This is a genomic window from Muriicola marianensis (assembly GCF_014638095.1).
Taxonomy (GTDB): Bacteria; Bacteroidota; Bacteroidia; order Flavobacteriales; family Flavobacteriaceae; genus Muriicola; species Muriicola marianensis.
This window is the reverse complement of sequence record NZ_BMFH01000001.1, coordinates 1871416-1891368: the sequence shown is the minus strand read 5'-3', so window position 1 is coordinate 1891368 and position 19953 is coordinate 1871416. Positions and strand designations below refer to the sequence as shown.

The 19953-nt window shown below is 48.0% G+C and carries 26 protein-coding genes and 1 tRNA gene; 17 read left to right on the top strand and 10 right to left on the bottom strand.

Going from position 1 to position 19953, the window contains the following annotated elements; all coding sequences use genetic code 11:
• Positions 1 to 50: 50 nt before the first annotated feature.
• The gene (locus IEV19_RS08540; RefSeq protein WP_188370232.1) at positions 51 to 1514 is read left to right on the top strand and encodes an MltF family protein; all 1464 of its coding nucleotides are present in this window, start codon (positions 51 to 53) and stop codon (positions 1512 to 1514) included.
• On the opposite strand, the gene IEV19_RS08535 is transcribed toward IEV19_RS08540, so the two are convergent.
• Positions 1500 to 2534: a hypothetical protein gene (locus IEV19_RS08535; protein WP_194419545.1), complete on the bottom strand. Its 1035-nt coding sequence runs from the start codon at positions 2532 to 2534 to the stop codon at positions 1500 to 1502. The genes IEV19_RS08540 and IEV19_RS08535 overlap by 15 nt on opposite strands.
• Positions 2535 to 3226: 692 nt before the next feature.
• Between IEV19_RS08535 and IEV19_RS08530 the strand changes: the two genes are divergently transcribed.
• The 7 genes from IEV19_RS08530 to IEV19_RS08500 all read left to right on the top strand — a co-directional run bounded on the left by IEV19_RS08530 (position 3227) and on the right by IEV19_RS08500 (position 7296).
• The gene (locus tag IEV19_RS08530) at positions 3227 to 3859 is read left to right on the top strand and encodes an RNA polymerase sigma factor (protein ID WP_308418531.1); all 633 of its coding nucleotides are present in this window, start codon (positions 3227 to 3229) and stop codon (positions 3857 to 3859) included.
• Positions 3859 to 4050, top strand: coding sequence for a hypothetical protein (locus IEV19_RS08525; RefSeq protein ID WP_188370230.1), 192 nt, complete (start codon positions 3859 to 3861; stop codon positions 4048 to 4050). The genes IEV19_RS08530 and IEV19_RS08525 overlap by 1 nt, the downstream gene beginning before the upstream one ends.
• A gap of 22 nt (positions 4051 to 4072) precedes the next feature.
• Positions 4073 to 4891 (top strand): mechanosensitive ion channel family protein, encoded by an 819-nt coding sequence (locus tag IEV19_RS08520; RefSeq protein WP_188370229.1) that lies wholly within the window; start codon positions 4073 to 4075, stop codon positions 4889 to 4891.
• A 60-nt stretch (positions 4892 to 4951) separates the two neighbouring features.
• Positions 4952 to 5281 (top strand): YegP family protein, encoded by a 330-nt coding sequence (locus IEV19_RS08515; protein ID WP_188370228.1) that lies wholly within the window; start codon positions 4952 to 4954, stop codon positions 5279 to 5281.
• A 39-nt stretch (positions 5282 to 5320) separates the two neighbouring features.
• The gene (locus tag IEV19_RS08510) at positions 5321 to 6247 is read left to right on the top strand and encodes a DUF3078 domain-containing protein (RefSeq protein WP_188370227.1); all 927 of its coding nucleotides are present in this window, start codon (positions 5321 to 5323) and stop codon (positions 6245 to 6247) included.
• Between the two features lie 52 nt (positions 6248 to 6299).
• A complete protein-coding gene (gene mscL, locus IEV19_RS08505) occupies positions 6300 to 6704 on the top strand; it encodes a large conductance mechanosensitive channel protein MscL (RefSeq protein ID WP_188370226.1) in 405 nt (134 codons plus the stop codon).
• 169 nt (positions 6705 to 6873) lie between these two features.
• Positions 6874 to 7296, top strand: a complete 423-nt coding sequence (locus IEV19_RS08500) for a DoxX family protein (RefSeq protein ID WP_188370225.1) — start codon at positions 6874 to 6876, stop codon at positions 7294 to 7296.
• A gap of 7 nt (positions 7297 to 7303) precedes the next feature.
• Here IEV19_RS08500 and IEV19_RS08495 read toward each other — a convergent pair whose 3' ends face one another.
• Positions 7304 to 7798 (bottom strand): heme-binding domain-containing protein, encoded by a 495-nt coding sequence (locus IEV19_RS08495; protein WP_188370224.1) that lies wholly within the window; start codon positions 7796 to 7798, stop codon positions 7304 to 7306.
• Positions 7799 to 8076: 278 nt separating this feature from the next.
• Here IEV19_RS08495 and IEV19_RS13895 point away from each other — a divergent pair, with 278 nt between their 5' ends.
• Positions 8077 to 8205 (top strand): hypothetical protein, encoded by a 129-nt coding sequence (locus tag IEV19_RS13895; protein ID WP_262890085.1) that lies wholly within the window; start codon positions 8077 to 8079, stop codon positions 8203 to 8205.
• 137 nt (positions 8206 to 8342) lie between these two features.
• On the opposite strand, the gene IEV19_RS08490 is transcribed toward IEV19_RS13895, so the two are convergent.
• The gene (locus IEV19_RS08490; RefSeq protein ID WP_188370223.1) at positions 8343 to 8756 is read right to left on the bottom strand and encodes a hypothetical protein; all 414 of its coding nucleotides are present in this window, start codon (positions 8754 to 8756) and stop codon (positions 8343 to 8345) included.
• A gap of 143 nt (positions 8757 to 8899) precedes the next feature.
• Here IEV19_RS08490 and IEV19_RS08485 point away from each other — a divergent pair, with 143 nt between their 5' ends.
• The 3 genes from IEV19_RS08485 to IEV19_RS08475 all read left to right on the top strand — a co-directional run bounded on the left by IEV19_RS08485 (position 8900) and on the right by IEV19_RS08475 (position 10313).
• Entirely contained in the window at positions 8900 to 9298 is a 399-nt protein-coding gene (locus IEV19_RS08485) for a hypothetical protein (RefSeq protein ID WP_188370222.1), read from the top strand.
• 63 nt (positions 9299 to 9361) lie between these two features.
• Positions 9362 to 9754 (top strand): hypothetical protein, encoded by a 393-nt coding sequence (locus IEV19_RS08480; RefSeq protein WP_188370221.1) that lies wholly within the window; start codon positions 9362 to 9364, stop codon positions 9752 to 9754.
• A gap of 7 nt (positions 9755 to 9761) precedes the next feature.
• Positions 9762 to 10313, top strand: coding sequence for a 2'-5' RNA ligase family protein (locus tag IEV19_RS08475; RefSeq protein ID WP_188370220.1), 552 nt, complete (start codon positions 9762 to 9764; stop codon positions 10311 to 10313).
• Here the strand turns inward: IEV19_RS08475 and IEV19_RS08470 are convergent.
• Both IEV19_RS08470 and IEV19_RS08465 read right to left on the bottom strand, forming a co-directional pair.
• Entirely contained in the window at positions 10265 to 10687 is a 423-nt protein-coding gene (locus tag IEV19_RS08470) for a hypothetical protein (RefSeq protein ID WP_188370219.1), read from the bottom strand. The two genes, IEV19_RS08475 and IEV19_RS08470, sit on opposite strands and share 49 nt — an antisense overlap.
• 86 nt (positions 10688 to 10773) lie before the next feature.
• Positions 10774 to 11064 (bottom strand): DUF2188 domain-containing protein, encoded by a 291-nt coding sequence (locus IEV19_RS08465; protein WP_188370218.1) that lies wholly within the window; start codon positions 11062 to 11064, stop codon positions 10774 to 10776.
• Positions 11065 to 11267: 203 nt separating this feature from the next.
• On the opposite strand from IEV19_RS08465, the gene IEV19_RS08460 reads away from it, so the two are divergent.
• On the top strand, positions 11268 to 11729 hold the full coding sequence (locus tag IEV19_RS08460; RefSeq protein ID WP_188370217.1) for a CBS domain-containing protein: 462 nt from the start codon (positions 11268 to 11270) through the stop codon (positions 11727 to 11729).
• Between the two features lie 137 nt (positions 11730 to 11866).
• Here IEV19_RS08460 and IEV19_RS08455 read toward each other — a convergent pair whose 3' ends face one another.
• Positions 11867 to 13411, bottom strand: a complete 1545-nt coding sequence (locus tag IEV19_RS08455; RefSeq protein ID WP_188370216.1) for a CHRD domain-containing protein — start codon at positions 13409 to 13411, stop codon at positions 11867 to 11869.
• 252 nt (positions 13412 to 13663) lie between these two features.
• Here IEV19_RS08455 and IEV19_RS08450 point away from each other — a divergent pair, with 252 nt between their 5' ends.
• Positions 13664 to 14515 (top strand): LytTR family DNA-binding domain-containing protein, encoded by an 852-nt coding sequence (locus tag IEV19_RS08450; protein ID WP_188370215.1) that lies wholly within the window; start codon positions 13664 to 13666, stop codon positions 14513 to 14515.
• 110 nt (positions 14516 to 14625) lie between these two features.
• Positions 14626 to 15252 (top strand): CPBP family intramembrane glutamic endopeptidase, encoded by a 627-nt coding sequence (locus IEV19_RS08445; protein ID WP_188370214.1) that lies wholly within the window; start codon positions 14626 to 14628, stop codon positions 15250 to 15252.
• Between the two features lie 482 nt (positions 15253 to 15734).
• Here the strand turns inward: IEV19_RS08445 and IEV19_RS08440 are convergent.
• Positions 15735 to 15808, bottom strand: a tRNA-Ile gene (locus IEV19_RS08440).
• A gap of 222 nt (positions 15809 to 16030) precedes the next feature.
• Here IEV19_RS08440 and hemG point away from each other — a divergent pair.
• Together hemG and IEV19_RS08430 are read left to right on the top strand one after the other, a co-directional pair.
• Complete coding sequence (gene hemG, locus IEV19_RS08435) at positions 16031 to 16582, top strand: menaquinone-dependent protoporphyrinogen IX dehydrogenase (RefSeq protein ID WP_229732515.1); 552 nt, start codon at positions 16031 to 16033, stop codon at positions 16580 to 16582.
• A gap of 59 nt (positions 16583 to 16641) precedes the next feature.
• Positions 16642 to 17493 carry a glycoside hydrolase family 16 protein gene (locus IEV19_RS08430; protein ID WP_188370213.1) on the top strand — a complete coding sequence of 284 codons (852 nt, stop codon included), beginning with the start codon at positions 16642 to 16644 and terminating at the stop codon, positions 17491 to 17493.
• Between the two features lie 51 nt (positions 17494 to 17544).
• On the opposite strand, the gene IEV19_RS08425 is transcribed toward IEV19_RS08430, so the two are convergent.
• From IEV19_RS08425 to IEV19_RS08415, 3 genes are all read right to left on the bottom strand, one after another.
• On the bottom strand, positions 17545 to 17733 hold the full coding sequence (locus IEV19_RS08425) for a hypothetical protein (RefSeq protein ID WP_188370212.1): 189 nt from the start codon (positions 17731 to 17733) through the stop codon (positions 17545 to 17547).
• 116 nt (positions 17734 to 17849) lie between these two features.
• Positions 17850 to 19259, bottom strand: a complete 1410-nt coding sequence (locus tag IEV19_RS08420; protein ID WP_188370211.1) for a kelch repeat-containing protein — start codon at positions 19257 to 19259, stop codon at positions 17850 to 17852.
• A gap of 100 nt (positions 19260 to 19359) precedes the next feature.
• Positions 19360 to 19926, bottom strand: a complete 567-nt coding sequence (locus tag IEV19_RS08415; RefSeq protein WP_188370210.1) for a sugar O-acetyltransferase — start codon at positions 19924 to 19926, stop codon at positions 19360 to 19362.
• Positions 19927 to 19953 lie beyond the last annotated feature (27 nt).

The following is a 19953-nucleotide window of genomic DNA, read 5'->3' as shown; positions in this document are numbered from 1 at the left end:
AGTATTTTACCTCAGCTTTGCCGCCCTATCAGGCATAGCGCTATAGGATCATGAAAAATCTTTGGAGATACCTGCTGCTCTTCTTCCTTTTACTCGGCTCCTGTAAGGATCTGAAGCGGGACAGGGAAGAAAGTCAGAGAGAACTGGCAGCCCGTCGGGACCTTGCCGAGATTCAGGCGGAAGGTAAGTTGAGGGCACTGATCGCCTACAGCGCTACCAGTTATTTCCTGTACCGGGGCCAGGCTATGGGATATGAATACGAGCTGCTTAAACGGCTCGCCGACGACCTGGGTGTAGAACTTGAGCTGCATGTTTCCGGAGATCTGGATGAGATGCTCAACGAATTGAGAAAAGGCTCGGTAGACATCGTTGCCCACGGCCTTGCTATCACGGCCGAGCGCAAACAGGAAGTTGCCTTTTCGGACCACCTCTATCTCACCGAACAGGTTCTCGTTCAGCGTAAACCAAAGGGATGGCGCCAGATGACCAGAGATCAGATTAGGGAAGCCATGATCAGCGACCCCATACAGCTCATCGGGGATACGGTTTCCGTCAGAAAGAATTCATCTTATTTTAAAAGGATCCGAAACCTCTCCAGGGAGATCGGGGGAGAGATCGTCATCGATACGTTAGGGGGAAATATCACGACAGATGAGATCATCAAGATGGTGGCCGATGGGAAGATCAAATACACCCTGGCCGACAAGAACCTGGCCGGTATCAATGCGTCTTATTATCCCGACCTCGATGTGGAGGTCCCCCTTAGCTTTTCCCAGCGGATCGCCTGGGCGCTACGCCCCGGATCCCGGCAATTATTAAAGGCCACGAACCTATGGATCGGCAAAGAGAAGAAGCAGGACGATTACTATGTGATCTACAACAAATACTTCAAAAATAAGAGGAGTTTCAGACGAAGGGTCAACAGTCCGTTTTACAGCCTGAACCAAAAACAGATCAGCAGATTCGATCCCATCATCAAGGAGAATTCCAGGAAACTGGGGTGGGACTGGCGGCTGTTAGCCTCGCTTATCTACCAGGAATCCCGCTTCGATCCCGAGGCCGAGTCCTGGACCGGCGCCAAAGGAATAATGCAACTGATGCCCGGGACAGCCGAAGAGCTGGGAGTTACCGCCACGGCAGATGCGGGGGAAGTGATCCGGGCAGGTACGCGCTACCTGGCCCAGTTATACAATAACTTTGCCCATGTGAACGATTCCATCCAGCGCATTAAATTTACGATGGCCTCCTATAATTGCGGCTACAGCCATGTGGTTGATGCCCAGAACCTGGCGCAGGTAAACGGTCTGAAAGACACGGTTTGGGACGGCCATGTGGATAAGATGATCCTCGCCCTGAGCTTTCCTCAGAATTACAATCACGAAGTGGTCAAATACGGGTATGTGAGAGGCCTGGAACCCTTCCAGTACGTGGAACAGATCTTCCAGCGATACGACCACTACCGTAAATTTATTGACAGAGAAGAACCCGAGAATCTGAGTCTAGCGGGTTCTTAGCCGATCCAGGATCTGCCTTTCGAACTTCTTATCATCCTCCAGGATCTCGAAAAATGCTTGCAGGAATTTTTGGGCCTCACGGAATTGTCTCATGTCCTGGAAGTAAGGTTCAATTTCATCCAACTCGGCCAGCAGTTCTGAACGTTTATTGAGAAATACACGCCTTACCCCCTCGAGAATTTCCGTGTCCCTTTCATACCCTTTGTAAATTCGATCAGTTACCTGGGTAATGGAACCCGAGAGGTTCTGGATATTGGTTACGGCGGCATAGGGGGCATTGACCAGACCCGACATGTCGAAATCGTAGGGTACTGGGATGATCCTTTTCTCCGTGAATAAGAGTTTCTGGTTGTGTTGCTGTTTCGTGGAATAGTCCGTATTGGCGATCATGAATTCAAAAAAGGCGTTGAACACGGAAGCCTCGTCATCATGTTGAAGGGGGTGGACAAGCCTTTTGAGCTCCTGCCCCCCGTACCGTTCACATAGAAAGTCCATATCCTCTATGAGGAAGCCAAAGAATTCATGAGTGACTTCTCGTCTGCCTCGCTCTTCGAATAAAGATACCTCAGCAAGTCGGGTTTTGAAATGGTAGGGGGCTACCGTTTCGTAGAGTTTATAGGCAAGGTATTCTTTCAGGACGTAATCCCCCGTATTGCGATCGAGTTGGCAGGGCAACACCATTTTTAGTTTTTCGCTGCCTTCGAACAGGGTTGAGCGGGTTTTCGATTTCCTGAATTTCAGCTTTAAAGGAGCAAAATAGCAGGTCTTCCTTCGGAAATTGCCACGGGCTCTCAGGCTTACCGGCAGGGAATCCCAACCACCTCCCCGGGATGACCAGATCATGGATTCCAGGTAGGTACTGTCATTGGTGTCCTGCTTCAGGGATTTGTTAGAATACCTCAGCCTTAGTTGCAGGGGTGATTCTGACCTGAAAAGTTCCGGAAGTTCTTGCCCCGGGTAGTCCTTCGAGGCTTCCTGAGCGGACAAGACAAGACCAATGGCCCACAGGCCTATCAGCATAATCAGACACTTTCGGTTATTCTTCATTTTCCTGGTCTCAGCACTTAAGATACGCATAATTGTATGAGCTTCAGAAGGTAGGCTCCGGGGATTGTTAAAAAGTTTATTCTGTTAAGGCTTTGTTAACTTATTGGCTTTTGTTTAAATTTAAAGCACACCAATTAAGTGAACTGATGGATGAAACTGTTCGATTATTCAGTGCCAGAATAGTAACGGGATTGTTTCTGATAGCGTTGATTACGCTTGCAATAATGACCTACCAGGAGTATTCTGCTGAATTAGCCAAAGAAGCCGAACTCTACTTAGCTTCCTCCTTGCATCAATTTGACACCACTGTACCTGTCAAATAAAGGATCGCACGGTTGGTCATGGCTTTTGGCACATGATATCTGGAGAAAGAAATCGGTTACCACTAGAAAATCCGGCTGTGAAAAGGCCGGATTTTTTACTTTATGTGATATGGAAAACAGATCATTCCTTTCTGACAATTCCGGTCCAACGAAGAGGACATTCTGGAAAAATCTGTACAAAATGTGACCTGTTGAACAAAATGGGGTCTTAACTTATGGGAATGAATGATTCCGAACCGCAAGACGTCTCTACTGTGAGTACAGATAAAAGAGATCGAAGACGAACTCCTGATATGATCGTCGTCTTTTCTTCCGCTGACGTCATTCTCCCAACCGAACACCATGTTGAACGTACTTAAACATCTTATCCTGATGGTGATCGGGGACCGGCAGAGGTCGGCCCTGGCCGAAGATGATTCTCTTCGTCTTCTAAGTGATGAAGAACTGGTAGAAAAGATCGTGGACACAAAAAACACCCTGCTTTTTGGAGTTTTATACGATCGGTACGCGGATCGGGTATACACCAAATGCCGGAGCTTCGCAAATTCGGAGGATGAAGCTGAGGACCTTACCCAGGACGTTTTTCTGACGATCTACATCAAGCTGGGAGGTTTCAGAGGAAAGTCGAAGTTTTCGAGCTGGGTCTATTCCCTGACCTATAATTTCTGCGTCAATTATGTGACCAGGAATAAGAATCGGAAGATCCGGGAGCAATCAAAAACAATAGATGCGGAAGAGCGCCAGCTGGCTGTGGAAGTAGAAGACAGGAGTTTTTTCCATATGAGATCAGACAAACTCAAATCCGTGCTGCAAAGGATCCCACCCGAAGACAGGACCCTGTTGCTTCTCAAATACCAGGACGACGTGTCCGTCAAAGAATTATGTGCCCTTTTAGACCTGGGAGAGAGCGCCGTAAAGATGCGGCTGAAAAGGGCCAAGGCAAAAACATTAGCAATCTATAACGCACTCCCCTGATGGCAGAAAACACTCAAAACCCTTTCAAAGACCTCAGCAAGCGTATCCTTGAGGCGCCCCCAAGCCTAAAGAAGAAGGTGATGGAAGATGTAGCTGTTGCTAAGCTTATCATGGACCTGGCCTCTCTCTTTACCGTGAATACACAGCAAATGCTGGCTAGCCTGTTTAAAACAAATAAGAAAGACAAATAATCACACTAAACTCATCAAGATCATGGAAACACTGGGAAGCTTAGCCACAGATTCATTAAAGACCATCATACAGGACATCGTCTCAGCACTGCCGGGGGTCATCGGCGCCATCATCGTCCTCATCCTCGGGTGGCTGATCATCAAGATCATCAGTTTTGTGATCAGGAAAATCCTGAAACTTGCCAGGGTGGATAACCTCTCTGATAAGATCAATGAAGCCCAACTGTTCGGAGAGGGAAGCAAGATAAAAGTAGACGTGATCCGTATCCTGCTCGGCTTTGTCAAGGGGATCCTCTGGATCACTTTCATCATCGTGGCGGCAGAGGTAATGGGACTCACCATCATTTCTGCGGAGATCTCCAACCTGCTGCATTACCTGCCCGTGTTGCTGAGCGCCCTGGTCATCTTTATGATCGGGCTCTACGCCGCCAGGCTGGTCAGGAAAGCCCTGTTAAGTGTATTTGATTCCATGGGGATGGGCGGATCCAAGATCGTCAGTGGCATCGTCTACTACATGATCATTGTGTTTGTGCTGATCACCGCCCTCAACCAGGCCGGGATCGATACAGAGATCATTACCGGCAATATTACCCTTATCATAGGGGCCTTCCTCCTTGCCTTTGCCATAGGGCTCGGACTGGGTTCCAGGGAAGTAGTAGGCAAATTGCTACACACTTTTTACGCCCGGAAAACCTATGCTGTGGGAGACAAGATCCGGACCAAGAAATTCGAGGGCACGATCGAAGCCATAGAGGGAATCCTGGTCACCATCAGGACCAAAGAAGGGAAGATCGTCATCCCCATTGAGGATCTTGTTCAGAGTAAAGTGGAATTACAATAGTTTAACTTTTCTATTCATATTAACAAACAATTCGTATCATTAACAATTTAAATCTTAAAAATGGGAAAATTCGAAATCAGAAAAACGAAGTCAGGTCAGTTTAAATTCGACCTGAAAGCGTCGAACGGACAGGTCATTCTCAGCAGCGAGACCTACAAGACCAAAGCGAGCTGCAAGAAGGGGATCCACTCGGTCATGAACAATGCCGCTGAAGACAAACGATTCGATCGAAGGACGGCCAAGAACGGCAGCCCCTACTTCAATATGAAGGCGCGGAACGGGCAGATCATTGGCACGAGCGAAATGTATTCCAACACCAACGGGATGGAGAACGGGATCGCTTCCGTCAAGAAAAATGCGCCGGATGCCACTATAGATGACCAGTCCTGAACATTGTAAAATCAAGAAGAAACAGCAAATACAAGAGAGATGAAAAAAATCGGATTTTTGACCTTCCTCCTTCTCGCCGGGGTATATACCTATGCCCAAACAGAGGCGGAGCTCAAATCAGAACTCAAGACCAAAAAGGATTCCATTGCGGCCATACAGGGCAGAGCCAATGCCATTCAGGCCCAGATCGATGCCCTTCCCGGTTGGAAGACCGGGGCCTTTGGTACTATTGGAGTGAACCTGTCGAATTTCAGCAACTGGTATGCCCAGGGATTCCCGAATAACTCAGCCGGAAACATCGGCTTTACGGTCAATGCCTTTGCAAACCTGAAAGAGGATAAATTCTTCTGGAGAAACTCGGCCAATGTGAACCTACAGTGGGTAAAATTAGACGATAAGGACGATCCTACCGACTCGGATAGTTTTCGGGAAGCGACGGACGTTTTTAATATCACATCCCTCTACGGAAGGAGGCTAAGCCAGCAATTTGCGGTTTCCACCCTCGGGGAGTATCGTACCACCATCCTCAATAATTTCAATGACCCGGGTTATCTCGACCTCGGGGTTGGAGGTACCTGGACCCCGACGGACAACCTGGTAGTTGTGATCCATCCCCTGAACTACAACTTTGTTTTCAGCAGCGAGGACACCATCTTTAACTCCTCCCTCGGAGCCAAGATCGTGGCCGACTATACCCGTAAGCTGGGAGCGATGAACTACAAGAGTAACCTCTCCCTCTTCCAGAGTTATGAGAGCGGGGACCTCAGTAACTGGACGTGGATCAATTCCTTCTCTTACACCCTGTGGAAGATGATAGGGGTGGGCTTTGAATTTGGGCTCAGGAACAACAAACAGGAAGCACTCAATTACTCTGTAAACACTTTGGGGAATACAGGAGAGACCTTCGACACGGTAGACAACGATCTCCAGACCTACTGGACTCTCGGTCTGAGCTATGCATTTTAAGTAACATCAGGAATCTATAAACACTAATATTAATCACTTAAACTTTAAAATTATGCTGAAAGAATTCAAGAATTTCATCATGACCGGCAATGTCATCGAATTTGCCGTAGCCGTTATCCTCGCCGGGGCTGTAAGCCTTGTAGTGAACGGATTTGTAAATGACATCGTGATGCCTGTTGTAGGTGAATTCACGGGTGGGATTGATTTTGCGAACCTCAAGTACGTCCTCACCGAAGCTTCGGGTGTAGCCGGGGAAGCCGGATACGTTGCTGAAAATGCGATCCGTTACGGGGCATGGATCAACACGATCGTAAATCTGATCATCGTTGGGTTTGTATTGTTCGTCATCATCAAGGCTTACAACAAGACCAAGACCCCTCCACCTCCACCGGCTCCAAAAGGACCTTCACAGGAAGATCTGCTGGCTGAGATCCGCGACCTTCTGAAGAAGAACTAAGCGAGGTAATAGTCGGATACCAATTGATCCCCCTGCCCATTGCAGGGGGATTTTTGTTTAATGTTGGCAAGGGTAAAAGGAAATAGGTCGTAGAGAAAAGAAGAAAAACCTTTTTGTGATCTCTCTAATAATCAGTACCTTAAAAGAGGTAATTCTAAATACAGGTGGTATGGGAACAATCAAAACATTAAACAAATGGGCCAATGCCCATACGTATTACGGGCTAGACATGCTGCGCGTAGCCCTGGGCGTCTTCCTGATCCTGAAAGGGGTAGAGTTTATGTCTGATCCGGTAGCCATGGGGCTGGTCATGGAACCGTTCCGCGATCTGCCGGGCAGTATGATGATCATCCATTACGTGGCCGCGGCTCATTTTGTGGGAGGCTTCTTTATCATCATCGGCCTGCTGACGCGCTGGAGCGTTGCCCTGCAAGTGCCGATCATGATCGGGGCCATCCTCACCAATTTCCTGGGGATCATGGTCGTCGGCAACCTGGTACAGGCGCTGATCGTCTTCCTGCTCTGTGTGTTCTTTATGATCTACGGCTCCGGGAAACACTCCCTGGATTACTATCTGAAAATGCAGAAGTAATAGGAAACTATCTCCTTCTTGGCATTACGAGGCTGTCTGCAGGGTAGTTATTGGCCAGGAATGTCATCTGGTCCTTGGCCCATCGGATAAGTACCTGCCGCTGTGCTTCACTGAGATTGGCCTCGGGATGCAGGCCGAAATAGGTATAGCTCTCAAGAGGCATCTCCTTTTCCTCCACCATTTCCACGGTCTCCTCAAACTTGTGGTTTTGAATGGCAATAGGCCTTTTGGTCAGCTCTGAAAAATTCAGGTGCCTCTTACCGTCTTCCACATGGTCGTTCAGCCACCAACCCACAGGTTGAATCTCCGCATACCAGGGATATTCCGTCTTGTTGGAGTGGCAGTCATTACAGCTTACTCTCAGAATCTCCTCCACCTCTTTAGGAACTTCGTATTTTGTGGTGATATCATAAGTAAGGTCATTGCTCTCGTTCTTTTCCGGACGAAAGAATTGAATCACCCCCAGGGCGATAAGCAATAACAGGCCGATCTTTTTTAACATGACTTTCAATTTAGTTAGGTGATTCCAAAGCTATACTATTTCTGTAAATCGGCCTGACCCGGACCCCGGGAAATCCTAAATTTTAACAAGACCCATGCAGGAAACTGGGGTGAAGAAGGAAACAGAAGGTGCATTCCCTTTAAGCCGAATATCGACGAACGACCCACTCGGTTTCATTTCACAACAAAAATGGAGGGTTTCACAACAATTTTAGGGCATTTCACCACAGAATAGGGTATCTTAAAGAGAGAAAATGAACCCTAAAATCCCCCACAGCTATGGAAACAAAAACTGAGAAACACCCCATCCTGAACCGAATTTTATCCGCCCTGAATTTCAGCCTGGAAGTAGTGCTCCTGCTGATCGCCCTGGGCTTCCTCATCGGACTCTACAGCCTGTTCGCGTAAATAATTACTTTTCATCAATAGGAAAGGCCCCTCAACTTCAGGGGCCTTATTTGTTCTCCCCTCCCGGGAGGGGAGAAGTATATAATTCAGCTTAAAAATAGCTAAGATCGATACCCAGATTGAGTTAGCATTTCAGTTTAATGACTCCCTCTGACATAGCGGTACTCCGGGCCGTCGCAGGGGATAAAGTCGCTTTGGATAAGAAACTCCTGGGAACGAAAGAAGAACTCCTCGGGTTCTGCAAAGCAATTGCGGATAAGTACGTTGTCTTGGGTGTATCTCACTCTGAATCCTGATCTGCCGTCCTGTTCCGCCACTGACCACCGTCCTTCCACAACAGTCGTTTCCCCATCCCGGGTCTGGGATTTCAGGAAGCTTCCGTCTGAGACAAATTCCACCGTTTCTGTGTAATCCAGTTCCGAGGCTTCCTGCCCGGTCTGAGTCATATAGGCATAGACGCTGTGGAGCTGCCAGATCTCTGCCTGCAGAGGGTCATTGGAAGAGCTGCAGGAAAATACTAGTAACAGGGCAAATAGGAATAGTCGGGGCATGGGAGATATTTTTACAAAGATGGGAAAACCGGCAAAGGTTGCTTCAGCTTAATCTATTCAGAACACCTTACAGAGGTATTGGTCGGACCGCCGGATCTCAGGGAGGGAGGTGCCAAATTCTTTTTATCTTACTGCAAAAACAAATGTTGGCAATTTCGTTCCGATCCGTTATTTTTCTGTTATTAGTAGGTACGCTCACCTCCTTCTCTAATCCCGGGACTGACCAGGCATCCTTTCGTGAGGACTCCCTGGAAGGGCCGTGGGAGATCGATCTCCGGCCCACCCCTGATGCCCCGCCCTATACCCAGCAATTTGAGGTGACAAGTATCTCGGGGAATTCTTTTGAGGGAACATTTTACGGGAGTCCGCTTGAAGAGACACGCCTCAACCGTAACTGGGACCGACTGTATTTTGCATTTACGACTCGCGACAGCTCCCACGCGTACTATCACTCGGGGTACCTTGAAGACGGAAAGCTTTACGGGGTATCCTATTGTCCCGGCCGGGAGTTCGTACAGCCCTGGACAGGCGTCAGGAAGTAGAGATTCATTAAATTTTCTTATTTTCTGGGGTAAAGAATATTCATCATCAAATAAATCGCACCCATGAGAACAAAAGGATTATTCCTAATCATATTTCTTGTACTCGCATCCTGCGGCACGACCAAAAAGACCTTCCCTGTTTCGAATCTGGCTCCCGCCGCAGAGATCACTGTAAAACAGAAAACAGACAGTAATGACAACAATGAGATCACGGTAAAGGCCAAGTATCTGGCAAGCCCCGAAAGGGTAAGTCGGGGAGCCACCGCCTATGTGGTCTGGCTGGTCAGCGAGGAAAACGGCATTAAAAATATTGGGGCCCTCTACAATGAGAATGGGGAGGATTCCGAACTCGAAACAATCACTTCTTTCGTGGGAACAGAGATCTTTATCACGGCCGAAAGGCAGGTAGGGATCACACGCCCCGATGGGGTAGAGATCACCCGGGTGAAACTTTAGATGATCTGTGACCACAGGCCTGTACCTCATCGCGCTCCTTCCTCCTGAGCTCCTAAGGGAGCAAATAAGGGTTATCAAAGAAGAAATGAAAGACAGATACGGGTCTGCCCACGCCCTAAAATCACCTGCCCACATCACCCTGCAACCTCCGTTTCGTATGCTCTCTCAGGAAGAAGGGCTACTCACCTCTGTGTTAAACCGATTCGCCGGTTCACAAGCCCCATTACCTGTTGAATTGAAAGGCTTTGATTGTTTCCCTCCCAGTGTGCTCTTTATCAGGATCGAAGACCATGGACCCATCCTTGAGCTTTGGATGCAATTACAGGCGGAATTGGCCCTGCTATCATCCCTCGGAATCAAAGGGGATGAACATAGATTTCACCCCCACATGACTATCGCCACAAGGGACCTTAAAAAACAGGCATTTCTACGGGCCTGGGCCGAATTCAAGGATCGCCCCTTCAAAGCCTCCTTCGAGGTTCACAGCATCTTCCTGCTAAAACACAATGGTCAATTCTGGGATATACTAAGAGAATTCAATTTTGGAAAGGGTTCCTGAATGGGATATGGACTAAGGAGGGTCTGATTATACACAGTATCAGGCGATCGTGAAGATTTCCGTTTCTTACGCCCACTGAAGATCTCGATCGCGATTCCCACGGTGATCCCCCCGGCCACCGTATGGACCACATCCCCGTTATCCCAGGGCCCCCCTTTGTTTTTGTCAATGACCTCCTTGGCTAACCCTGCCATCAAGCTGCCACCCACCGCTCCGGCAATAGACCACCATTTATTGCCTCCGGAGATCTCATGGGCAATAAAAGCCCCGGCAGCTCCGGTGGCTATACCGGCGCCAAAATGAAGTATCTTATCGTTTGATTGAGCCTGACCTGCTATACTGAACAGGAATAAGAGGAGTACGAGTTTCTTCATGCCCAAACATAGTAAATCCTGTATAATCTGTCTTAAATCCTGTAAAAGTTTCGGCCAGAGAGCTTTTTATCCCGGTGGTTTGGTGGTCAGTCGTAATTGATTCGATCCCGTATACCTCCGTCTGCCCGGTGGATAATCACATCGGACTTGTATTTCCGGGCGATACGCTTTGCCTTTCGGATAGCGGTTTCCTGCAGCCGGTGTTTGGAAGTAATACGCTTGTTGCCTTCACGCCTTACGGCCCAGCCGTCCTCATAGGGCACCACGTGCTGATGCCAGGTCCGACCGCGTTCACTTCGCCTTGCACTTTTAAAATACAGGTCGACCAGTTCACGCAGTACATCGATCCAGGACCGGGAGGAGTTGCTTTTTGGCATGGAATTAGGTTGATGGGTTCAAGATACTGTTTTCATTGAAGAATAGATGGATACGCTCATTTCTTTCACGCAGGAATCACAAATTTTGAGATGTCACTAATTGAAACATCCTTTATAGCTTAACTTCTTGCTTTATAGCCGCTTAAGATCGCACGTATCAGAAAATTTCTTACCTTTTATATGGGTTTTAAAGATGAAGCATTATGGGAATCAAGAATTTTTCAGGACCGAGAAAAAAACAGGAACCGGAACAGACTCCCTTGAGCGTAAGGGATTATATGACCCGGGATTTGATCACTTTCAGGCCGGATCAATCCGTAGAAGAAGTGATTGATCTGCTGATCAAGCACCGCATTTCAGGCGGACCTGTAGTAGACGATGACGGTAAACTGGTTGGCGTGATCTCTGAGGGCGACTGCATCAAGCACGTTAGCGAAAGCCGTTATTTTAACATGCCCGTGGGAGAGAATACGGTATCCAATCGGATGATCCGGGATGTGGAGACCATTGATGGGGATATGAATATCTTCGATGCGGCCAACAAATTTCTCACTGCCCGCAGGCGTCGTTTTCCAATCCTGGAAAACGGCCGGTTAGTGGGTCAGATCTCCCAGAAGGATATTCTAAAGGCGACCGTTCAGCTTAAGTCGCAGAATTGGAGATAAAACTTCGGCACATGTGAGATTAGGCACGCCAATGATCACTGGGTAAATCCCGGAGGGAACAGACCAGGAAAGAAGCGTTAAAAAAAATTGTCCCGCCGTTGAGCGGGACAATTTCTTACGTTGAATTAAGGAATTCTTTAGTCAATAATGGTAAAGGTACCTGTCATCGCGGCGTGAAATTCACAATTGTAATATAAAATATCCGGTGCATCAGCAGGTACCGTAAACGTCACAGCTCCTGCTACAGCTCCGTTGTCAGTCACTCCATCATTGTATACGTCCATCGTTCCGGGTCCCTGTATTTCCTTGATCAGAAATGGGTGTCCGGGTGCGTCGATGTTAAAAGTATACGTCGAACCTCTCTTCAGAGTAAAATCCGGGTTGCTGGCATCGGAAAGGTCTTCCCCATTGAACACATAGGCCGTCGCTCCGCTGTTGGTAACGTCATAGGTCTTCGACTCCGTTCCGTCTCCCACATTGGATCCGATATTGCCCTGGGCCACGATGGTCGCCAGATCTTCATTACTCAGGTGAACATTGATATAGGCGTTGATGGTCAGAAAGTCGGTATAGGTGACCGGTATCCCCCCTACGAGTTCGCTCACCTGCGTTTTGCTGATCCCGGTATCCCCGTCAACTGGAGTCAGTCCGGCAATGATTGGACCAGAGGTGGCTACGTCATTTTCATGGATGTGGGCAGGATGGGACCCGCCTTCAGGAGTTCCGGTAAGAGTGATGGTTACCAGGGTGGTACCGTTGACCCGTTCTTCGAAAAGTGCGGTCCCGCTGATTCCGGCTACATCTTTTTCTTCTAAATCATAGACCACAGATTCTCCTGTCAGTTCGTTTTGCCCAATATCTCCCTGGGCTACAATGGTTCCGAGGTCCTCTGCGCTCAGGTGCACATTAATGTATCCGTTAAACGACAGCACATCGGCGTATCCGAAAGCCGAACCATCGTCCAGAGCGGCTACATTTGTCTTACTGATCCCTGTGTCTCCAATGACAGGGTTAAAGGTGAATTCTATACCGCCACCTTCAGCTGCCGTATTGTTATGGATATGTGCTGGGTGCTCTCCCCCTTCCGGCGTATTGGCAAGTTCAATAACGGCCAGGGCTTCCCCGTTTACACGTTCAGAAAAAGTAGCCGTTCCACTGATGTCCGGGACGGCCACGGCGTTAAGACCATAGGTCTTGGTTTCACCGGTCAGTTCATTTTGTCCTATGTCTCCCTGTGCGACGATCGTTGCCAGATCCTCTGCGCTGAGATGCACGTTGATATATCCATCAAAATCCAGGAGCCCGTCATAGGTTATCGGGGTACCATCATCAAGTGCGTCTACGGTAATACTGCTTTCACCGGTGTCCCCATCAACCACTCCAAGTGTTAGGGCGATACCACCTCCTTCAGCAGCGGTATTAAAGTGAATATGTGCCGGGTGCTGCCCTCCGGTAGGGGTGTTTTGCAAGGCCAGGTCGATAGTTACTGTACCATCGGTATTATCCGTAAAGGTGGCTGTGCCTGAGATACCTGCAACAGCGGCTGACCCGAGGGTGTAGGTTTTGGAATCCAGGTTTACAGGATCAGGAGTCCCGTCATTATAAGGTGAATCATCATCGTTACTGCAGCTCTGTAATCCGAAAAGGAGGCTCACAGTAAGCAGGGTAAGAAGTTTTTTCATAGCTTTTTGTTTAACTTTTATACTTATAGTTTTAAACAATATTAGAAAATCTAGGGAGAATTCCCTGTTAAGTATTTGGTAAAACTGTTTTTGAAACTAAACATATGCCCTTGACCCTCATCTTCATTCCGGAGGGAATGGACCTGGGAAAGCTGCCTGCTATGTGTCCCATAAGATGTTATTTGCTCGGGCTGTACTTTGATTATTGTGCTTTTATTGCCCTCATCTTTTAGATACATTTATCTTTATTACATGTCTGAAGTTCCAGCCGATAGAAAAACGGGCATCTGGCCAAGTGGCAGAGCCATTTACGTAGAAACTGTACTTGTAGTTCTTCTGGCCGTTGTTTCAATGTCCCTGCAGTACGGTAGAGTGGACTTAACCATCCTTTTAAGCCTTGAATTATGGGTAAGGATCCTGGGTAGTTTGTGCATTTGGTTTGGGAACAAATTCACCCTGGATTATATACTTCAATCCAGGATTGATTCTAATAAGGTTTCCCAACTCCTGCCTTTAGAAATGATACTGGCCTCCGTGGCTGTGACCTCGACCATCTATTTTGTTTTTTATACCATTTTGCTCTATCTGAACGATTGGGATTTCGAGTGGGCCAGATTTCTTCAGGGGCTTTTTATGACCGCCGTATTGAGTTTGCTAATTGTGATCTTTTATGCGGGCATTCATATTTGGCAAGCCTGGTGGAATGACGGGGAATTCTTGTTTCGTAAAAAAGACGGTAACCAACCCAAAAGTGAATGGAAAGACCTAATCACCATTGAAAACCCCAGAGGCAGCATTAAAATTGACTTGAATGATGTACGCTACTTTATCAGTGAATTTAAGGTCGTGTTTCTCGTGGATGCCTCCGGCAAAAAACGGGTCACGCAATACAGTCTGACTGAACTTGAAAAGGGCCTTGATGACAGGTTCTTCAGGTTGAACCGAAGGATGCTGGTTACCCGGCAGAGTGTCTCCCATACGAAGAAGCTCCCCAATCACAGGCTTCTCGTAACCATTGGCCCCCCAAATGCCCACTACAGGGAACCCGTCAGCAGATATAAGTCCACAAGATTTAAACAATGGTTGCGTACCTCTGACACCTAATGACCATTCAGTACGATTTATATGACCATTGGGAAAGGTATTGATCCGGGCATTGAGAATTATCCCATAAGTGTTGGTTCTTTGCTTCCAGAAACAATTCACGTTGTCTTATGAAAAATAACATTAAACCAATCGTTGGGTTGCTGGCATTTCTGGCATTTCCCTTTTTCTTGCAGTTCTTGAGCCTTGATTTAAAAGCCTTCGAAGGAGCCATGTGGCTGCTTCTTTTATTGATCGTGATATGGATCTATTTTGTGGAGAAACGGACTATTAGCTCCATCGGGTGGAAAAAGTTGACCGCTAAAACAGTTTTTTCAGGAATTGGACTCGGGTTGGTGGTGTTCATTCTTTTTGGTATCCTGACGATGGTTATTCAGGTCATGGGCCTTGAGCTCAACCGGGAAACCGCAGCGCTGATCGCAAGCCAGTCCGCTCCTTTTCTATTGCTCATTGCCCTAAGGGCTGCAGTGGTTGAAGAGGTGTTGTATCGTGGATATGCTTTTGAGCGCATGTACGAACTGACAAATTCCAAATGGTTAGCCGGACTGATCCCGGTAATTATTTTTACGCTGGTGCACTACTCCTGGGGAGTGGGTCACCTTTTATTCGTTTTCTTTGCCGGAAGTATTTTTATGCTCGTCTATATTTCCAAAAAAAGTTTGGGTATGGTTGCCATCGCCCATTTTGTAACCGATGTGATTGCGCTACTGGTCCTGCCCATACTTTTAAAATCTTAAGAGGTAAAAACGGCCTCATTAGTTGGGAAAGACATTGATGTTCTCAAGAATTGCGTCTGGATTCATTCCTTTCGGAATGGACCAGAATAGTCCCGCTCCTGCAAACCTGCCTGCCGGCAGGCAGGCCTGTCCCGATGAAAGCGGGATAGCAAAACAGTTTCAATAGAAAAAATAACACATTGCCCACCTGGGTTCATTCCCAGAGGGAATGGACCAGAGAAGGCCCACTCCTGCAATTAGCAAACCTAACAGCCCTGGCGGGGTAGTAAACAATCTCGTCAAATAATAAAGTAAGAAATCGATATCCACCTGGGTTGGCGGCTGGCGCCGCCGACCAGAGAAGAACCGCTTCTGCAAATGCAAAACCTCGCCTTGCTATTGCAAGTCGTGTTTTTCATTCCTCCAGGAAAACTCGAGTGAGCTCGGTTTCCCTGTCGAAATGAAAAAACCCACGCCAGAAGGCGTGGGTTTTGCGCTTGATGTGGTCCCACCTGGGCTCGAACCAGGGACCCCCTGATTATGAGTCAGGTGCTCTAACCAGCTGAGCTATAGGACCATTGAAATATCATTATGTGAAGAACTATGTTGTTCGGGTAACTATCCAGAAGCGAGCTTTGCTCTGCTTCTGGGAGGGGACTGCAATATTACTACTTATTTTAGGATACTGCAATACCGGAGGCCCAACAAAATTACGGGTGATCCTATGTATGAAGGAGTATCCGCTTTCTGAAAAAGGTCAAAAAATAGTAGCTTAGGGACTTTTATTTCAAAGTGCGCTATGAATAGTACAAAACCTAAAGCCCCACTGAGTAAAACAGCCCTGATCTACGCCACCGTGGATGGACATACACTCAAGATATGCGAAAAGCTGGAAGATGTACTCTCAGCTCACGACCAGCCGGCTGAGATTATCAACATAGAAGATTTTGACGGAGACCTCGCCCCCTATGATCGGGTAGTCCTGGGTGCCAGCATCCGGTACGGGGTGCACGACAAAAAGATAGTCGACCTTATCAACACCCGCCAAAAGGAGCTCGAGGCCAAAAAGACAGCCTTCTTTTCCGTCAACCTGGTAGCCCGTAAACCGGAGAAAAGCAGCCCGGAGACCAACCCCTATGTAGTCAAATTCTTTAAGAAGATCTCATGGAGGCCGGATATGGCGGAGTGCTTTGCAGGAATGCTCGACTATCCCCACTACTCCTTCTTCGACCGTACCATGATCCGACTCATCATGTGGATGACCAAAGGGCCTACGGATCCCAAAACTGTAAAGGAATACACCGACTGGAAAAAGGTAGAGGCCTTTGGAAAAAAACTGGTGACCTTTTAATCTCCTGTTTTTTCCATTTAGTTTACTACCTTATTGTCCTGAAAATTAAACTTCAAGCAATGATACGGACCACACTAGCCTTCCTGATTCTGTTCATCACCGGGTGTAAGACCCAGGAGAAAAAAGAAGAACCTACAGAATCGGCTGCAACCGAAATTTGGGAAACCGATTTTCGGGACGACTTCGATTCCTTTAACCCGGATAACTGGCAGGACCAGCGGATCTGGGTGAACAACGAACAGCAGTGTTATGTGCCGGACGGGGAATACGGCACCCGGGAGGTCAGCGATGGCACCCTGAAACTGAAGGTGGTCAACACTGGGGAGGCCATGCCCTGTGACAACCTCGACAAGCATGGAGAACAACACCCTGACACCCCCTATATGGCCGGGCGGATCTGCTCCAAAAACCGTAAGGAATTCATCAAAGGAAAATGGACGGCACGGCTGCGCCTCCACGGGAATGGACAACCCAGCATGTTTCCGGCCTGGTGGCTCCTGGGAGCCCGCAATAACGAATCCCCCGTACAGGAAGAAGACGAGACCGTGTGCTGGCCGCTCACCGGATCCGGGGAGATCGACATCTTTGAACACCACGGGGACGTGCTGAAAGACCACTTTACCACAGGGGCCATCAAAAGCCAGGGGGAGTGCGACAAGGGCGACTGGTGGAGTTTTCGCAAGGATTTTCCCGCTACGCTTGACGAGTATCACGAATATTCTGTGGAATGGGAAGGAAGCGACCTGGTCTACCGCCTAGACGGGGAAGAGGTCTACCGGAATGAAGGAGAGGGAGACAACTACCCCGAACCCATGTTCGCCATCCTCAACTTTGCCAAGATCACGGACAATCCCATGGAAGGGGAATGGGTGATGGAGGTCGATTGGGTAACGCACGAAAAAAGGAAATAAATTTCTGCCCCAGTGTCAGTGAACAAAGGGGCAGAGTGGGGCTAATTAAATCTATTTGTCCGAGTTAAGCTCGTAGATAAACCGGGTCATCGGCAGCATGATAGCCACAACCAAAGAGGCCACAAAACTAAAGATGAGGTCATTGGTGAAATAAAAAATGGCCGCCAGTGAGATCAATGGGAGTACAAAGCAACAGAGCCTGTAGGCCAGGCCGGGAGGTTTGGGGGTATTTTCTCTCATAGGTTCCTGATGGTTATTTAATTTGGAAATTACCCTTAGCCCGTCAAAACAGCAATCAAAAATGCCTGCATCGTATTGCAGGCATTATTCAATTATAAGTGCATTGGTCTTCAGGGTTACCGGACTGCAAAGTAGCTTCGGTCTATCTGGTAGGTCTTGATCCTCTTGTCTTCGTCAGACTTCCCTGGCGTTATCAGATCTTTTTCAAGCACCAAAAGCGTCCTCAACTGAAAATTGAGGTTCTCGACCACCTGGTTCTTCACCCGTATGTTATGGGCGTGACTCTGGGCCGGGTTTTCTACCAGGTCCATCACAGCCTGGGATTGCACTTCGCCCTCGGATCTCAACAAGAGATTGAGCACCTGAACAGAAGTAGCATCCATAGCTACCCCTTTACCGCCGTACCTGATCTTATCGGGATACACACCTACTTTATTTCGCTCCTGCAATCGCCTTACCCCAAAAAACAAGAATAAAACAACCCCTAAAGTAGCTACCACCCCTCCCGCTATTTCAAGGGGAAATTCGTCGGTAGAATACATAGGTTCTTCCGCTATAGGTTTTTTCAAGACCTCTGATTCATCCAGAACCGTGTATGCTAAATCCAGGTTTTCTGTAGGAGATGGGTCTATTTGACCTACGAGGTAAAACTTCCCGTCATGGTAAAAGTTAGGGATGATATGTTGGTCTGAATAATGTAAAAAGAGTTTTCGGGTTTCTCCCCAGACCTCGTAATAGGTCAGGGTGTTCCGGATCGGGTCTGCCAGCACCAACTTGTATTCCATGGGTACATCAAACAAGATCTTATCTCCCATGTGAACCACTAAAGAGTGGTTGTGGAAATCCTCGTTTAATTTCCCCTCTTTTTCCCATCTCCTGCCTTCCATGTCGAACTTCCAGATCTCATCGAACTCATTCATATTCAACGGATCAAAAGGGTCGGTGGAGAGACCGGAAAAAATATAGATGTCATTTCCTTTCTGCACCTGGTACGAGCTCTGTGTCCCCTCCGGAAGCACTTCGCTTCCCCTGGGAGAAACAATTTCCCATTCGTTGGTTTCCCTGCTGAAATAGGTAAAGAAATTGCGCTGAGACCAGAACCCGTATCCCCCGTATTTCATAATAGTATCGTTTCGGGTAAAGAGCGTACAATTGATCTGCATTCTGTGGTCGAAGGATCGGTCGATCCGCCGTAGACTATCTCCCTCCAGCCGGTAGAGCATTCCCCCTGATTTACTTACGAAGTGCAGTTCGGAATCTATTACTATCGGGTGGTAGGCCCCCGCAAAATTTTTTTGTGGAGGATTCATGGGGATCAACTCGGACGTAGTGTAGGCAGGGGCATGGAATACGCGTACACTGTCGTCCCAGATCGCGAACACATCCTTGGAATCCTTATCAAAAGTAGTAGCCTTTAAACTGTGGAAATTGCCGATGCGAAAAGTCTGGGAGAGACAGCCAGACTGGGGAGCAAATCCCCATAGGAACAGGAGTAACCAGAAGAATCCAAGCCTGCTTGTAATCATTGATCTAATTTACACCTTTTGAGAAAATTCCTGCAAATCTGTAATGAATTTATACGATCGAATCCCGTGGCACTTTGAGAACCAAAGACCAATAACCACATTAGAGGTTCCTGACCACCTTTGCCGGGATCCCGGCCACCACGGTATTGTCCGGCACGTCTTTGGTCACCACGGCCCCGGCAGCCACCACGGAATTTTCCCCCACCGTCACCCCGGGTAAAATGGTGCAGGCTGCACCCAGCCAGGCGTTGCGTTTGATGAGAATCCCACCCAGATCCAGGGATTTCCGGTCCTCGGGGTCTAAGGGATGATTCTCGGTGATCAGGTTCACCTTGGGACCGATCTGCACATTATCCTCCACAGTAATCCCGCCCAGGTCCAGAAAAGTACAGGCATGATTGATAAAGACGTGCTCGCCGATCCGGATATGCTTCCCGAAGTTGGTATAGAATGGGATAAAGACCCGGGTGGTCCCGTCTATTTTTTGTCCGATCAGCTCGCTCAGCCGGTCGCGTATCTCATCCACGCTGGTAGACGTGTTCAGGGCCGAAGAGAGCTCAATAGCCCTGTTGACCTGTTTCCAGGCCTTGGGCCATCCGGGATGTTCCTTGGGGATGATCCCCCCGGCGAGCATGAGTGAAAAAATATCGGTGTTTTTTGTGTCCATTTTTTCTATCGTTAATCTCAATGTATT